10 protein-coding genes are annotated in these 16,522 nt (G+C 63.7%); all 10 read right to left on the minus strand.

Annotated elements, in window-relative coordinates:
* Positions 1–21: 21 nt before the first annotated feature.
* The 10 genes from addA to AC1Q80_RS30075 all read right to left on the minus strand — a co-directional run bounded on the left by addA (position 22) and on the right by AC1Q80_RS30075 (position 16,448).
* Positions 22–3,591: a double-strand break repair helicase AddA gene (gene addA / locus AC1Q80_RS30030; protein WP_492362853.1), complete on the minus strand. Its 3,570-nt coding sequence runs from the start codon at positions 3,589–3,591 to the stop codon at positions 22–24.
* Entirely contained in the window at positions 3,581–6,766 is a 3,186-nt protein-coding gene (addB, locus tag AC1Q80_RS30035; protein WP_492362854.1) for a double-strand break repair protein AddB, read from the minus strand. The genes addA and addB overlap by 11 nt, the downstream gene beginning before the upstream one ends.
* The gene (locus AC1Q80_RS30040) at positions 6,763–7,494 is read right to left on the minus strand and encodes a nucleotidyltransferase family protein (RefSeq protein ID WP_492362855.1); all 732 of its coding nucleotides are present in this window, start codon (positions 7,492–7,494) and stop codon (positions 6,763–6,765) included. Before AC1Q80_RS30040 ends, addB begins: the two co-directional genes overlap by 4 nt.
* A 10-nt stretch (positions 7,495–7,504) precedes the next feature.
* Complete coding sequence (tsaE, locus tag AC1Q80_RS30045) at positions 7,505–9,016, minus strand: tRNA (adenosine(37)-N6)-threonylcarbamoyltransferase complex ATPase subunit type 1 TsaE (RefSeq protein WP_492362856.1); 1,512 nt, start codon at positions 9,014–9,016, stop codon at positions 7,505–7,507.
* Positions 9,016–11,496, minus strand: a complete 2,481-nt coding sequence (locus AC1Q80_RS30050; RefSeq protein ID WP_173418494.1) for a sensor histidine kinase — start codon at positions 11,494–11,496, stop codon at positions 9,016–9,018. The genes tsaE and AC1Q80_RS30050 overlap by 1 nt, the downstream gene beginning before the upstream one ends.
* Positions 11,497–11,797: 301 nt before the next feature.
* The gene (ahcY, locus tag AC1Q80_RS30055; protein WP_173418495.1) at positions 11,798–13,198 is read right to left on the minus strand and encodes an adenosylhomocysteinase; all 1,401 of its coding nucleotides are present in this window, start codon (positions 13,196–13,198) and stop codon (positions 11,798–11,800) included.
* A 168-nt stretch (positions 13,199–13,366) separates the two neighbouring features.
* Positions 13,367–13,660 (minus strand): HPr family phosphocarrier protein, encoded by a 294-nt coding sequence (locus AC1Q80_RS30060; RefSeq protein ID WP_077505416.1) that lies wholly within the window; start codon positions 13,658–13,660, stop codon positions 13,367–13,369.
* Entirely contained in the window at positions 13,657–14,058 is a 402-nt protein-coding gene (locus tag AC1Q80_RS30065; RefSeq protein ID WP_077505418.1) for a PTS sugar transporter subunit IIA, read from the minus strand. Before AC1Q80_RS30065 ends, AC1Q80_RS30060 begins: the two co-directional genes overlap by 4 nt.
* Positions 14,059–14,214: 156 nt before the next feature.
* Complete coding sequence (locus AC1Q80_RS30070) at positions 14,215–14,670, minus strand: HPr kinase/phosphorylase (RefSeq protein ID WP_492362857.1); 456 nt, start codon at positions 14,668–14,670, stop codon at positions 14,215–14,217.
* Entirely contained in the window at positions 14,667–16,448 is a 1,782-nt protein-coding gene (locus AC1Q80_RS30075) for a sensor histidine kinase (protein ID WP_327795848.1), read from the minus strand. Before AC1Q80_RS30075 ends, AC1Q80_RS30070 begins: the two co-directional genes overlap by 4 nt.
* Positions 16,449–16,522: the final 74 nt, after the last annotated feature.

Raw genomic sequence — 16,522 nt, forward strand, 5'->3', positions numbered from 1 at the left:
GGATTTTCAATATCGGGTATCTCACTTTGTCGCGAGGTCTTCAAGGCTCCTGTCCAGTCGTGCATCCTCAAGCACGTGGATGATCGGTCCCTCCGTGAAAATCAGAGCACATTGGAAGCGGTGCGCCGGATAAAGCGGCCTGAGCAGCTCGCGATAGATCGCCAGCTGGGTAATGTAGGCAACGGGGACGTCCTTGGGTGTCGCCGGCACGGTGCGATTGGTCTTGAAGTCGGCGATCGTCACGACGCCATCCGCCACCGACAGCCGGTCGATCCGGCCGGAGACGGCAAATTCCTGATTTCGGAGCTTCAATGTGCCCATGACCGAGACTTCCGCCCGGCTGGCACCGGAAAAGAGCGATTGCAGCTTGCCATGATCGAGCACCTGCAGCACGGCATCGCGCAGGCGCGCGCGCTGGGTTTCGGGCCAGCGCGGCACCGAACGGGCGAGATAGCGATCAGCCGCCGTCGGGCGCTCGGAAGCGGCGATCGACGGCAGGACCTGCAGCAGTCGATGCAGGATGGCGCCGCGCAGCATCGAGATATCGGCTGGCGCCTTCTGCGAAAACAGCGCCGAACCGACGATCATGTCACCTTCGTCTTCGTCCACCGCAATACCGACGCCCGATGGGCTGAGCGGCCGCGGCAATCTGCGTGGCGGCGGCAGCGGCGTGGAAAGAGCGATCGGCAATCCGGTTTTCGCGGGTGTTGCGAGATCGGAGGCTTCGTCGCCCGTCGCAACTTCGCGCGGTACATGTGCTTCGCGCCAAGAGTGCCCCGCCCATTCCTCGTCACCCGCCTTGAACAGGACAGGGGTGCTGCGACCGTTGTCGTCCACAGACAGGCTCGCCTGCACCATGGCGTGCCAGGTGTCGGTGCTGGCCCGTTGCCCACGATAGCCACACACGACCAGCCGGTCGGCAGCCCGGGTCATGCCCACATAAAGCAGACGGCGGTATTCTTCCTCGGCCAGCGTCTTCAGCCTGTCGCTGTCGGCGGCGACAAGCGAATTCGATGCAGAGCCCGGAGCACGCCAGACGGGCAGGGGATAGCTCGAGCCATCCGAAAGCGGCATCTCCAGGAAACGAAGATCGGGCACGTGCTGCGAGTTGAACGGCTTGCCGCCGCCGTCGACCAGAAATACCACCGGCGCTTCCAAACCCTTGGCGGCGTGCACGGTCATGATGCGGACCTCGTCACGCTCCTTGTCCTGCTCGCGCTTGACGGTCGGCGCCTCGATCTCGAGCGTCGAGATGAAGGCCTGCAGTCCAGGCAGGCCGCTTCTTTCGTGTTCGAGCGCAAAGGTCAGGAACTCGTCGAGAATGTCGCTCACCTCGCTGCCAAGCCGGGCGAGAAACGCCGCGCGGCCGCCATGGACGCCAAGCACGCGCGCAAAAAAGTCATGCGGAGCGAGCTGCTGGGAGAGGACGGCATAGCGAAGAAGTGCCTTGACGGTTGCTTCGTACAGCGAGCCTTCTCCGCCACCGAATTCCTGCAACCTCTGCCAGAGGCTAACACCTTCGTCGCGTCGGGCCGCGAGCTCGAACAACGTGTCTTCGTCGAGGTTGAAGAGTGGGCTCTTCAGCAGTGCCGCCAGTGACAGGTCGTCTTCCGGCAGCAGCATGAAGCGCCCGAGCGCCAACAGGTCCTGGATGGCGATATGGCTGGTCAGGACCAGTCGGTCGGCGCCGGCGACGGGAATGTCGCTGCGGCGCTTCAGGGCGCGGGTCAGCGCATTGACGAAGGCGTCGCGCTTGCGCACGAGCACGATGACATCGCCCGGGCGCATGAAGCGGCGCACGCCCTTCTCGATGATCGTCTCGCGGCCGATCCAGTTGTCGAGCACGGCGGCTATGCGTCGGGCAAGAATGTTGACCGGTGCCGTTTCCGGGGTGGCGTCGAAGGGGGCCGTCCATTCGTCGTCGGTTTCTGTCGGTTCGGCGGCGATTACGTCCCAGATATCGACGGCACCGGGATGGCCGATGCGATTGGAGGCATGCACCACCGCCTCGTTTTGAGCACTGAGCCCACGCGCATGCACCGGGTTGGCAAAGACGGTGTCGACGGCGGAAAGCACGTCGACGGTAGAGCGGAAGGAGAGCTGCAGCCGGATCGGGCTGAAGGCCTTGCCGCCGTCGCGCACGCGCCGCTCCGTCTCGATGCTTTCACGGGAGAAGCGCTCGGGCCGCGCGCCCTGGAAGGAGTAGATCGACTGTTTCTCGTCGCCGACGGCAAACATGGTGCGGTCGGTTCCGCGGGCGCTGTCGCCGGAGAAGAAATCCGCCGCCAGCGCCTGGATGATCGTCCATTGTGTCGGGCTGGTATCCTGGGCCTCGTCGACGAGAATGTGATCGATGCCCTGGTCGAGCTTGTAGTGAACCCAGGCGCTGACGTCGCCGCGCGCAAACAGGCTGGCGGTGCGGTTGATCAGGTCCTCGAAATCGAGCTGGCTGCGAGTACGCTTGAGCGCTTCATAGTCGTTGCTGAGCCGATCGGCGAGGGTCAGCGCCGACAGCGTCGCCTCGTACATCTGGACGATGCTCAGGCGGTCGGCGCAGGCGACGACATGATCGCGGGCGGCTTCGACCAATTGGAGCAGGTCTGGTGCTGCCTGAAGCATGGCCTTGTTGACGAAAGCGGAATCGGCGCGCGGCTTGCCGGTACCGGTGAAGAACAGCTCCTGCAGCCCTTCGTAACGCGCCATGGGATCGGCAAGCTTGGCAGTCGCCCGCAGTCCCTCGGCAAAATCGAGCACCTTGGCGCCGCCGGAACTGGCGGCAAGTGAGAGATAGCGCTCCAGCGCCGGACCGTTGAGGCCTGCAAGCGGCCAGACGCCTTGAAGGACGCGCTCGACGCTATCCTCGGGCTCAAGCTTGAGGGCCGCGCGCAGTTGCACGGCGATGCCGCCATGGGCATCGGCATGGTCGAGAAAAGCCTGTATCGCCGTGCGGTTGGAAACGATCGCGCCCAGCAGCTTTTCAAGCCCGGTGTCGTCGGCAAGTTCGAGCACGGTGGCAAAGGCCTCGGCGAGTGCCGAATCGTCCTCGGCGGCGGTCGCGGTCAGCAAGGCACGGCGTGCATCCGCGAGCAGCACCGCCGCCGCGCGGTCGTCGAGCACCGAGAAGTGTCCGGCAACGTTGGCTTCCAGCGGAAACTGGTGCAGCAGCGCTTCGCAGAAGGCGTGGATGGTCTGGATCTTCAGGCCGCCCGGGGTTTCGAGCGCGCGCGCAAACAGCCGCCGTGCCTCCTGGAGCTTCAGTCGCGAAGGTAGTTCGCCTTCGATGGCCTCGATCCGCCTTTCCAGTGCCTCGTCGTCGAGCGTGACCCATTCGGCAAGGCGTTCGAAGACCCGGTTGGACATTTCGGAGGCGGCAGCCTTGGTATAGGTCAGGCAGAGAATGGCAGACGGCCTGCAGCCGGCGAGAAGCAGGCGGATGACGCGCTGCGTCAGCACGTGGGTCTTGCCCGACCCGGCGTTGGCGGAAACCCAGGCGGAGCGGGCGGGATCGGAGGCGAGCGACTGTCGGCGCGAGGTCCAGTCGAGCCAGGCTTCGGGCGTCCTTTCGTCGGGGCCGGTGCTTTCATCCCTCATCGCTGTCATCCTCGCTGTCGGCGGTCGACCATTCGGCAACACGTGCCAGATGGTCGTATTCGCCGCCGTAGTCGCGCTCCTTCTGGACGATGAGGCGGGAGGCAAAGCCGTGTCTCCCCGACATCAGGGCGGTCAGCAGCTTCCTGAGCTCGACCAGGGCTTCGTCAGCCAGCTGGTCAGCCGTTTTCATTTCCTTCGCCCGGCTGTTCTCGTTGTTGACCGCTTCCACCTTGAAGCGGGAGCCTGGTTTCAGCCTGACATAGAGCAGTGATTGCGGGTGGCCGGGACCCATTCCCTTGAACGCACCGGCTTTCAGCGCCGCTGCTTCGAGCGCCAGCTGCGGATCGAGCAAGACCCGCGCTTCCTTGATCGAAGGGCTGGAGCCGGTCTTGTAGTCGATGATCTCAAAGGTGCCGTCCGTCAGCGCATCCAGCCGGTCGGCAATGCCGGTCAGCCGGATGTCGGCCACGCCGACGTCCATCGATGCCGCGACTTCGGTCAAGGGCTTGCGGATAAAGCGTGCACGCTCGCGCTCCCAGGCGAGGAAGGCTTTGCCGACGGCGGCAAAGCGCGGCCGCCAGATGGTGTCGATATGGGCGGGCAGGCGCTCTTCGTCGAAGGCTTCGTTGAGCAGGCGGACCATCGCCTCGTCGGCTGCCGGGGACTGGATGTCGAAATTGCCGCGCACGAAGCGGTCGACGATGCGGTGGTAGAGCGTGCCGCGCTCGGACGCACCCGGATCGCGGTTGAACGGGTCGAGCGGATGCAGCCGCAGGATCCGGCGTGCATAGATCGAATAGGGGTCGCGACGGAGCCGGGAGACTTCGCTGAATGAATATTTGCGCGGCTGCAGCTCGACCGGCGGCTTGGGTGCCGGGCGTTCAGCCAGTGTCTGGCGGCCGCCCTTGTCGAGCATGCGCGCCCACAGCAGATAGTCGCTGCCGTTGGATCGCAGGTTCTCCGCCAGCCGTTTGCCGCCTAGCGCCAGGAGCCGCTGCAGCCACCGCGATGCGACGGTGGGCGCCGATCCCTGCCGCATTGAGCGGGTCAAGATCAGCTTGCGCGTGCCGCACGCCATCTGGAAGTCGTGCGCAAGCTGGCCGACGCGACGTTCGGGCGGCTCGAGGCCGATCCCGGTTTTCATGGTGCGGGAGAGGAAGGGATCATTTGCCGTCTGCCCCGGCCAGTTGCCTTCGTTCAGGCCGCCAAGCACCACCAGATCCATGCTCTGCAGGCGCGATTCCAGCGCGCCGAAGATGAAAACGCGGGGGTGGCGCATCGAGCGTGGCTTGACGGCCTCGCTGGCGGCGAGCGCCTCCATGATGTCGCACCATTGCGGTCCGTCGGCATCCATCTGCCCTTCGGTCTCGATGATGCCGCGCAAAAGCGTGGCCAGTGCTTCGCCTGCCTCGCCGGACCAGAGACCGCTGAGGTCGGCACGTTCATCGCCGCAGACGGCCTCCAGCGCCTGGCCAGTCCGTGTTGCCCATTCGGCAAAGGTGAATGTTTCCGAGAACGGGCGACGCCCGTCGCTGCGCCGGACCAGCGCACCGGCAAGCGGGTCTGTTGCCGCCTTTACCCGCGCGGCAAGGTCCTTGGCAGCAAGAATGTCGTCTTCGGTGATGCCGATCCGCCACTCCGGAGGGTGGCGGTCGACGTTGTGATCGGCGACTGCCTGGTCGAGCAGCGGTTCCAGCAGCGAGATATCGGCGATCTCAGTGCCGCTGCGCAGCGCCATTCGCTCCAGCACGTCGGCGCTGCGGCGCAACTCCGCCTTCGAGAGACCGAAGCGCGCCAGCGGATGTTTGAACAGCGCCACCAGTGGCACTGGATCGCCGGGCCGAAGGCTTGCCTCCAGGAGAAGCCGCATCAGCGTACCGGCTGATGTCGAGGCGAGCGGTGTGCCGGCCGAATCGTCGGCTTCGATATCGAAACGCGCCAGTTCCGCACCGACGCGGCGCGCCAGATTGCGGTCGGGGGTAATCAGCGCCGCCTGGCTATCGTCGCTGCCCTCAAGCGCCAGCCGGAGCGCAATGGCAATCGCGGTCGCCTCCTCGCGCTCGTTGGCGGTCTCGATCAGCGCAACGTCGCCAAAGGCCCGTTGCAGCGTTTCCGGCTCGAGCCCGTTGCGGGTCTCGGTCCAGCCGTTGGTCGCCTTGGCCGGCAACAGCGCATGCGACAGGATCTCGCTGCGATCGGTCAGTCCCGCGTCGGCCTGGTCAAGGGTTGGCACATCGCGGCGCTCGACCTGCATGCGTTGCAGCAGACGGTGGAAGCCGTATTGCGGGTGGCTGCGGCTTGCCGGTTCGGGCCGGCCGGCGGCAACGGTTTCGCCAATGATCATGCCCCATTCCGCATCGGTCATCGTCTGGTCGAGCCCGGGCAAAACGATGGTGCCGTTGGGCAGCTTCTGGACGGCGGCGATCAGCGCGGCCGTCGCCGGGATCGAGCCGGTCGAACCGGCGATGACAATCGGCCCCTGAAGCGCGCCTGAGGCGATGCGCTGGGTCTCTGCCTGCAGGATCGCGTTGCGATGCCGGGCCGGCGAGGATTGCTTGAGTTCCTCCAGCCGCTCCGGCCAGTAGACCCGGGCGATCTTCAGGAATTCGAGCGTCAACTGCCACCAGAGTGCATGCTCGCCAGCGTCGAGACCGTCGAGCGCTTCCCAGTCGAGTTCTTCCGTCTCCATCGCATCGACGAGTTCGGCCAGATTGCGCGCCAGCCAGATGGCATCCGCCGGGCTTGCCGGCGCTATCAGCGGGCTTTCCGCATGAATGTCGAGCACCACCTTCGGCAGGCGGTTACGCCAGGCGAGGATGAGGCGGCCAAGTTCGATGAGGCGTGCGGTGCCGGGAAGGGGCGGCGCCAGGTCGAGGATCGCAGGCACTTCGGCATCGAAGAAGCCGCTGTCGTCGTCGGTCTCGCCCAGCGCCCGGATCGTCGGCAGGATCGCCGAACGGCCGCCGAGCAGGTCGACGAATTCGGAGCGCAGCACGCGGGCGGAGCGGCGGGTCGGAACGAAAATCGTCACGCCGGCAAGCGGCAACGGGTCGGCGGGGTCGTAGCTAAAATCCGGTGTCAGCGTGCCATCGCAGAGCTTGCGCGCGAGTGTCTTCAGGAAGGGCAGGCCCGGCGGGATCGTGAAGACATTTGGCTCGCGATAGGACACGCTCATCCCCCCGGTTGGTAGCGGCGGATTGCGGCTTCAGCCTCTTCGATCGCCTCCGGCGTGCCGACCGTCATCCAGTGGCCGTCGAGCACAATGCCGTACAGTCGGCCTGACGCAATCGCCCGATCGAAATAGATATTCAGATTGAACGCATCATCAGGCGCATCGGCAAACAGTTTGGAATCGAGCGCGATCGCACCGGCATAGACGACGGGGTTGTCCATGCCCTCGGCATAGCGCACCAGGCTCCCATCGGCGCCTAGCGAAAAATCCCGCTTACCGTTATGGCCGGTCGTATCTTCGTCGCGCACGCAAAGCAGCGCCATGTCCATGCGCCCGGGATCGAAAAAGTCGGCGAGCCGTTCGAGATTGCTGCGAGCGTCAGTGTCTTCGCCGATCCAGAATAGATCGGCGTTCATCACCAGGACGGGCCCGTCTGCCAGCAGCTTCAGGCCCTTGACCAGCCCGCCGCCCGAATTCATCAGCGCGTTACGCTCGTCGGAGATCACGATCTCGGGCGCCGCACGCTGCGCCAGGTGCGCTTCCATCTGGTCGGCGAAGTGGTGGACGTTGATGGCTGCCCGGGTGACGCCGGCGTTCACCAGCAGATCGAGAACGTAGTCGATCATCGGCTTGCCGGCGATCTTCACCAGTGGCTTGGGGATGGTATTGGTGATCGGGCGTAGGCGGGTACCGAGGCCCGCCGCGAGCACCATCGCATTGCTGATCGCCATTGCTTCTCTGTCAGTTCGCTGATTCGGGACCGATTAATCCCGTCTTCATACACCAGTCGCGCAAGGGTTTCAGCGCTTCGTGCTGGAGGGCGACTTCAAGATAGGCGAAAGTGCGCGGCATGTGTTTCATGTAGCCGGGCTTGCCGTCGCGCTGCATCAGCCGAACCCAGATGCCGACGAGCTTGCAGTTGCGCTGGGCCGACATCAGATGCCAGTCGCGCAGGAACAGGGGCTCGTCGAACGGGCCGGCGGCGCGGCGATCCGCGAAATAGGCGTCCATCATTCGGTTCGCCAGCGCGGGTTCGATCGTCACTCGCGCGTCCTGAACCAGCGATGCCACGTCATAGGCCGTCGGTCCGATCATCGCATCCTGGAAATCGATCACGCCGACACGTTGAAGTCCTTCGTGACCGGCGCGCCAGATGATGTTCGGCGAATGAAAGTCGCGCAGCAGCAGGTTCGTCTCGGCGGTCTCGATGAGGTCGATCAAATCGTCCCAGATCGCGGCGTATTCCTGCTTTTCCTGTTCCGTTGCCGGCGCGCCACGCTTCCAGGGCAGGTACCAGTCGATGAGCAGCCGCGTCTCGATCTTCATCGCGGTGCGGTCGAAATCCGGGATATGGTGCTCGATACCGCCGGCAAGCGCGATGTCGCGCTTGGTCGGTGCCGTGTGGAGCTGGGCAAGCAAGCGCACGCTTTCGACATAGCGTGCCTCGATCGGTCTACCGTCGTCATCGAGCACGCCGTCGGAACCGAGGTCCTCGATCAGCAGAATTCCCTGGTCCAGATCGCGCGCGTAGATCGTCGGCGCTGCGAAGCCGCGTTCTCGGAGCAGCTCGTCGATGGCAACGAATGGCGTCACGTCCTCGGCGATATGCGCGAGCTGCTGGTAGTATTTGCCATCCTGAAGGATAGGGCCGGGCTTGTGTCGCGCGGCATCCATCAGGATTTTCGCCGGAAGGCCATCCCGGCCGTCGACGCGTTCGTACGCCCTGACTGAGGCATCGCCGCTCAGATGGCGCCGTCGTGCGTCTGCAAAGCCGTTCTGCGCGAGGAAGTCGCGGATTGCGAGCGTGCGGGCAATCCGCTGGAGGGCGCTCTCTGGTCCGGAGATGCTGACGCTCCGCCCGGCCGCTTCATGGGTGATCGACAGGACGATCCTGCTCGTTGGCAATGCTCCGTCGGCTCGCTCGGGCCATTCGACAAGGCAGATACCTAGAGACAGGGCTTCGTCGAAACCGAGTTCGTCGAGTTCGCTGGCGTCGGCAAGGCGATAGAGATCGAAATGCGCCACGGGAATGCGCAGGTCGTAGCTCTGCACCAGCGTAAAGGTCGGACTTGGGACTTCGAGGCCGTCGTCATCGGCCACCGCGCGCAGTAAGGCGCGCGCCAGGGTCGATTTTCCGGCCCCGAGATCGCCAGACAGCGCGAGACAGTCGCCCGTCTTCAGCGCCAGCGCCAGGTCTTCGCCGAGCTGGATCGTGGCTGCCTCGTCCGCCAGGAAGCGCGTGATCGGCTGCATTATTCCGCCGCGACGATCTTCGGGATCTCTGCCGAAGGAATGCGGCAGCTGACCTCAGTGCCTTCGCCCTCGCGACTGCGGATCGATACGGTGCCGTGATGAAGGCTGACGAAGCTCTCGACGATCGAGAGGCCAAGGCCGGCGCCACCGCGCTGGCCGTGGCTTTCGAAGCGGTTGAACACGGTGTCGAGCACGTCCTGTGGAATGCCGGGACCGCTGTCGGAAACCGAGAAGACGAAGTCTCCGCCTTCCCGCCGGCAGGCAAGCTCGATGACGCTGCCGTCAGGCGCAAAATTTGCGGCATTGGTCAAAAGCTTGATGAAAATCTGCTTCAGCCGCTGCTGGTCGGCGACCATGCGGCCAAGGTTGTCGGGGGCCGCGACCCGTAGCGTGACACCGCCCTCGACCAGCCGGTCGGCCATCTGGTGGGCGATGTCGTCGAGGAAATCCGTGAGATTGATCTCCGACATGTCGAGCTCGACAATGCCGGCATCGACGGTCGCAAGATCGAGAATGTCGTTGACGATGGTCAGGAGCAGCGACGACGACGTGGCGATATGGTCGACATACTCCGCCTGGCGGTCGTTGAGGTCGCCGAAGGCTGGTGTTTTCAGCAGATCGGCAAAGCCGATGATGTTGGTCAGCGGCGAGCGCAGTTCATAGGACACGTGATGGACGAAGTCGTTCTTCAGCGCATCCGCCTTGCGCAGGGCGTCGTTCTTTTCGGTCAGGGCGCGCTCGACGCGGACACTGTCGGTGATGTTGACGAAGGTCAGCATCGTCTGTGCGTTCGGCAGCGGAATGACGGCGAAGTCGAGGATCAACCCCGTCCGCAGTTCCAGAATGCCGCGGCTCGACGGCCGCTCGTCATCGAAGCTGGTGATGATGTGGGAGAACCGCTTCCAGCCATCCGGCTGGTCGTAGGACATCAGGCAGGCCTGCTCGATCGCACGGATATGTGTGCCCGGCTTCGCCTCGGTCTCGTTGATGCCCCAGATCGCGCGGAAGGCGGGGTTGGAAAGCCGGATACGGCCATCGGGACCGAACACGGCCACGCCTTCGGCCAGATGGTCGATGGTTTCGCCCTGGACCTGGACCAGCGTGTTGTAGCGGGTTTCCAGATCGACCTTTTCGGTCAGGTTCTCGAACACCCAGGTGACGCCGCCCTGCGGCCGCGCCGTTGCGAAGACCCGCAAGGTCTGGCCGTTCGGCAGGTGCCAGAGGTCGGATTGCGTATCGAGCGCCTGATAGACGGAGAGCGCGTTCGCCTTCCACTGTTTCCAGTTGAGCTGTTCGGGCAGCTGGCCGCCGGAGCGCAAGCGATCAAGCACTTCACCATTGTCCGGTTTGCGCTCGAGGAAGCCCATATCCAGGTTCCAGAGGCGCTGGAAAGCCTGATTGTAGAATTGCAGCCGTTGGTTGCCGTCGAAGATGGCGACCGGCGTCGCGAGATGGTCGAGCGTCTCGGCATGGCTCTTGAGCGTACGGTCGAGTTCTTCGCGAACGGCCTCGACGCCGGAGACGTCGATGGCAATTCCTGTGGTTCCGGCCGGGCTGCGGGCATCGACGACATCGAAAAATGTACGATTGCCCCTGACGACGGTGGAAAGCTTGTCGCGGAAGGGCGCATCGAAGGTCGAGACGGCGCGGATTTTCTCGCGTGCGATCGTCGCCAGCAGTTCACGACCCTCGGCAATCGCTGCAGCGACGTTTGGTGCCTCCACCGCATCGGCATAGGCCTCGTTGACCCAGCTCAGCGCTCCATCTGTGCCGCGCTGCCAGACCGGCAGGTCGATCGCGTCAAGCAGCGTGCGGAAGGACATCAGCGAGTTGTTGAGGCGGTCGCGCTCGAGCTTCAGCTCGGCGAGTTCCGCCCGCATGTTGTTGAGTGCGATGAAGCGCACGAAAGCGCGTCCGCCGGAAACGCGGCCCTGTGCCTCCAGCACCTCGTTGCGCTGCGTTTCGAGCACCAGATCGAAGCTGCGCGCCTGGGTGCGCAGGGCGTCGATCGCCTTTTCGAGTTCGCTGGCGGAATTTCCCTTGATCCAGCGGCCGAATGCCAGGAATTCGCGATCGTCTGACGGCGCCCCGGTTTCCGCCGGCAGCTGGCCGAGCATTTCCGCCCGCTCCGCAAGCCCGTCCCAGATGACGATGCGGCGATTCTTGTCGGCAATGAGTGCCTGGAAGCGCGAAAGGCGCTGATTGGCGTCCGAAAGGTCGGACCTGAGCTCGCGGTTCTCGGCCTCGATGTTGCCGCGCTGGCGGATCAACCAGATCGCGGAGATCATTGCCGCGGAGATGACGCCGATCAGGACTGAAAAGGTGATGACTTCCGACGAGCCGAAGATGTTCGCCTTCTGCGCCGAGACCTGGGCGACCGCATCCGTTGCGGCGAACAGCGCCGTGCAGGCCATCAGGCGGCGAAGAAGCACCGGGCCTTTGCGGCGACCGCCCGATGAGGTTTCGTGTGCTGTTGTCATGGCGCTGCCGTCCCCGTCTGTCCGAAGGGTGCTGCCGGCTCTCGTGCCATGCGCAGTTCCGGCGATACCCTGAAGGGTTCGCGTCAGTTCTGGTTGCATCCCCGGTCTGTCTCCGTCTGTTTGCCGCTTGCCGACAAGACATCCCACTCGCAATGCCCGAAGGTCCGCACCGGCATCACGAATCAATGGGTTAGAGCATACTTCGTTGACGAATCGCCGGGAAGGGAGCCGCCCAAAAAAGAGGCCGCGCTCTCTTGTCAAGAACGCGGCCACAACATGTTGTGGATTGCCCGGGTAACGATTAGTACCGGTAGTGTTCAGCCTTGAACGGACCCTGCTGGCCGACGCCGATATAGTCGGCCTGTTCCTTCGACAGTTCGGAGAGCTTCGCGCCGAGCTTGTTCAGGTGCAGGCGAGCGACCTTCTCGTCGAGCGCCTTCGGCAGAACGTAGACTTCGTTCTTGTAGTTCTCGCCCTTGGTGAAGAGCTCGATCTGGGCCAGCGTCTGGTTGGTGAACGAGGCGGACATCACGAAGGACGGGTGACCGGTGGCGTTGCCGAGGTTGAGCAGGCGACCTTCCGACAGCAGGATCATGCGGTTGCCCTTCGGGAACTCGATCATGTCGACCTGCGGCTTGATGTTCGTCCACTTCAGGTTACGCAGCGCGGAGACCTGAATTTCGTTGTCGAAGTGGCCGATATTGCCGACGATCGCCATGTCCTTCATCTCGCGCATGTGGTCCATGCGGATGACGTCCTTGTTGCCGGTCGTGGTGATGAAGATGTCGGCAGACGAAACGACGTCTTCGAGCTGGACGACTTCGAAACCGTCCATGGCGGCCTGAAGCGCGCAGATCGGGTCGACTTCGGTCACCTTGACGCGAGCGCCGGCGCCCGAGAGCGAGGCTGCCGAGCCCTTGCCGACGTCGCCGTAACCGCAGACGACGGCAACCTTGCCGGCCATCATCACGTCGGTGCCGCGGCGGATGCCGTCAACCAGCGATTCCTTGCAGCCGTACTTGTTGTCGAACTTCGACTTGGTGACGCTGTCGTTGACGTTGATCGCCGGGAACGGCAGCAGGCCCTTGGCCTGGAGCTGGTACAGTCGGTTGACGCCGGTCGTCGTTTCTTCGGTCACGCCCTTGATGGCGTCGCGCTGCTTGGTGAACCAGCCCGGCGAAGCGGCAAGGCGCTTCTTGATCTGCGCGACCAGGATCTCTTCTTCTTCCGAACCCGGGTTGGAGAGAACGTCTTCGCCGGCTTCGGCGCGGGCGCCGAGCAGGATGTACATGGTGGCGTCGCCACCGTCGTCCAGGATCATGTTGGAGACGCCGCCGTCGGCCCACTGGAAGATCTTGTCGGTGTAGGTCCAGTATTCCTCAAGCGTTTCGCCCTTGACGGCGAACACCGGGATACCGCTGGCAGCGATCGCTGCGGCTGCGTGGTCCTGGGTCGAGAAGATGTTGCACGAAGCCCAACGGATGTCGGCGCCGAGAGCGGCGAGCGTCTCGATCAGCACGGCGGTCTGGATGGTCATGTGCAGCGAACCGGTGATCCGGGCGCCCTTCAGCGGCTTGGATGCGCCAAACTCTTCGCGGCAGGCCATCAGGCCCGGCATTTCCGTTTCGGCGATCGTAATTTCCTTGCGACCGAAATCGGCAAGACCGATGTCGGCGACGATGTAATCCTGAGTGGTGGTCATGAAATTCTCCAGGCTGATCTCTTCAAGCCGCTCTGGCCCTCTGGCGATCCGGCGGCACGACTATGCCTCCCGCGCATACCATCGCGGTGAGAGTGCGTCCGATCTATCAGGAATTCTGGGGCAGAGCAACCTCGATATAAAGAAGTCTTTATATCTTTATATTGTCGGTTACATTTCTTCGCCGAACTTGTCGCGGACCAATGCGTCGAGCGCATTGAGGGCCTCTTCGGCCTGTGCGCCGCTGGCCGTGACGCAGACGCTGGAGCCGGTGCTGGCGGCCAGCATCATCAGGCCCATGATCGAGGTGCCCCCGACCGTGCTTCCGTCCTTCGACACCGTGATTTCGGCATCATAGGCCTCGACGGTCTGCACGAACTTGGCCGAGGCGCGCGCATGCAGTCCGCGCTTGTTGACGATGAGAAGTTCGCGCGTCAGCGACATGTCGGGACGGTGATCCATCATTTTCCGCTCAGGACACGGCTGGCGACGTTGATGTATTTGCGTCCAGCTTCGGAGGCTTCCGCGAGCGCCTTGTCCATGTCGCTTTCGCCACGCACGCCGGCGAGCTTGATCAGCATCGGCAGGTTGACGCCGGCGATGACTTCGACGGTGCCGCTGCGCATCACCGAGATGGCGAGATTGGACGGCGTGCCACCGAACATGTCGGTGAGAATGATCACGCCGTGGCCCTCGTCGACGTTGGTCACGGCGTCGAGGATATCCTGCCGACGCTGATCCATGTCGTCCTCGGGGCCGATGCAAACGGTCTCGATAGCTTTTTGCGGACCGACAACATGCTCGAGTGCATGTCGGAATTCCTCAGCCAGCTTGCCATGGGTGACAAGCACAAGTCCGATCATGGGTATCTTTTCTCCGACTGCACGCGCAATTCACTGATGGTCAGATATCGCAATGCAGCAATTTCGTCCACCTGTTGGGGCGGCCATCTTGGCAAGGAAAAGGCGAAGTGCAAGCCAAAAATGCCGAAAAACCAGCCCCGTTGCCTGCAACTATAGCTAAAATCCTAATTTTTCGGGTAGCAGCGCACGCAGAGCAGCAAGCATGTGCACACCATTTTCAATGGGAACGCGAACAATCGGCAGGCTGCGACCGAAGGGGAGGGGAAGTTCCTCGTTTTCGGGCGGCATGCGCGGATCGAATGGCGCGTTCACCGGCAGGATCGCCCAATCCATCACCGCGGCAGGCACCGTTTCGAGCCTGGCGATGCCGGCGCCACGGATCTCGATCAGACCTTCAATCGACGATGGGCACCGGGCGATGATCTGGTCCTGTCCAATCGACAGATCGACACGGTCGTCGGCGACCAATGCCGCAAAGTGCCCCATCTGGCGGGCTGCCGAAATGCAGGCGAGCGCCAGTCTCGATTTGCCGATGCCGGAAGGGCCGGTGACCAGGAAACCGGCCGTGCCGAGGACGATCGCCGTACCGTGAACATTATGCGGCGGTGTCACGCGTGCGGCTCGGCAGGCAGGGAAAGTACGAAGCGGGCACCGACGATCTTCCCATCCGGACCCATGACGTTCTCGGCCTTCAGTGTGCCGCCATGCGCTTCGGCGATCTGCCGGGAAATCGACAGGCCGAGGCCGGAGTTCTGGCCGAAATCTTCGCCCTCCGGTCTGTCGGTATAGAAGCGCTCGAAGATCCGATCGATGTCTTCCGCCTGTATGCCGGGACCATTGTCCTCGACATAGACGAGGCAGCGCGACCGGGAACGGGTGAGGCGCACGACGATGCGGCCGCCCTGCTCAGGTACGAAGGAGCGGGCGTTTTCGATCAGGTTGGTGATGATCTGGCCGATGCGCAATTCGTAACCATTGATGGCGAAGCGCGCCTTGGGGCTGTCCTTGCGGTCGACGACGAAATCGAGCAGCACCGGCTTCTTTTTGCTGCGGATCTGGCGGGAGATCTCGACGAGGTCGCCAAGCAGCCTTTCGAGGTCGACGACCTTGGCGTCGCTGCGTGCAAGTTCCGCGTCGAGCCGCGAGGCGTCGGAAATATCGCTGATCAGGCGGTCGAGGCGGCGCACGTCGTGCTGGATGACGTCCATCAGCCGCTTCTTCGATTCGTCGGTGCGGGCAAGCGGCAGGGTTTCCACCGCGCTGCGCAGCGAGGTCAGCGGGTTCTTCAGTTCATGGCTGACGTCGGCCGCAAAATTCTCGATCGCCGCGATCCGGTCGTAGAGTGCTGTCGTCATCTCGCGCAGCGCCACCGACAGGTTGCCGATTTCGTCCTGGCGCGAGGAGAAATCGGGGATTTCTTCCCGTTCCTTGGCGCCGCCGCGGCGGACCCGGATGGCGGCGGCAGAGAGGCGCCGCAGCGGATTGGCGATCGTCGACGACAACAGCAGCGACAGAATGACGTTGACGAGGGCGGCGACGCCGAACACGCGAATGATGGCGAGGCGCTCGGCATGCACGATCTTGTCGATGTCGCCCGCCTGGGTGGACAGCAGCAGCACGCCGAGCACGGCGCGCGACCGCTGCACCGGCACGGCGACCGAGACGATGAGTTCGCCCTTTTCGGTGACGCGGCGCACCGCACCGCGCACGCCGGTCAGCGCATTCATCACTTCGGGATAGATCGAGCCGTTGCCGCCAGGTGGTTCCTTGTAGAGCGGCAGGTCGCCCGACTGCAGCAGGCGGTTGATCCAGCTTCCGAACTTTTCCTCGATGCCGGTCGCTTCCGGGTCGACGGGCGGCAGGTCGAAGCGCAGCACCTGGCCGCCGCTATAGAGGTGGCGCGAATCGAGCAGCAGGTCCGCATCGGCGTCGAAGAGCCGCGCGCGGGTGCGGGTCGGCGAGATCAAGCGTCTGAGGACGGGAGCAACCCGCTCCTGAATGATCGGAAAATCCAGGTCTTCGTCGCTCGGCAGCGGCGTGATGCTCTGGCCGGCCTGCAGCTCCAGCAGTTTTTCGGGATCGATGGTGATCGAATTGGTGTCGACGGAGGCGGACGCCGAAATGGCGCCGGCGATGATTTCGCCCTGGGTCAGCAGGCTTTCGACGCGCGCGTCGATCAGGCCCTCGCGGAACTGGTTGAGATACATGATCCCGCCGACCAGAACCACGAGCGCGACGAGGTTGAAGAAGACGATCCGGCGCGTCAGGCTCGAAAAGACCGCGTTGCCGAACAGGCGGCGAATCAGCGTGAAGGAATAGGCCCAGCGCCGGCCGTTGTGGGCCGATGACCTTCCGTCAAGTTCGTCGATATCGCCCTGCAAGACTTCCACCAAGTCTTTCCGCTCCCGCAGCGGATCATCCCCGCCGTATCTTCCGATTGCGGACACCCATTACCCGTAAGCCG

This window comes from Ensifer sp. GW823-FHT05D09, from assembly GCF_058795755.1.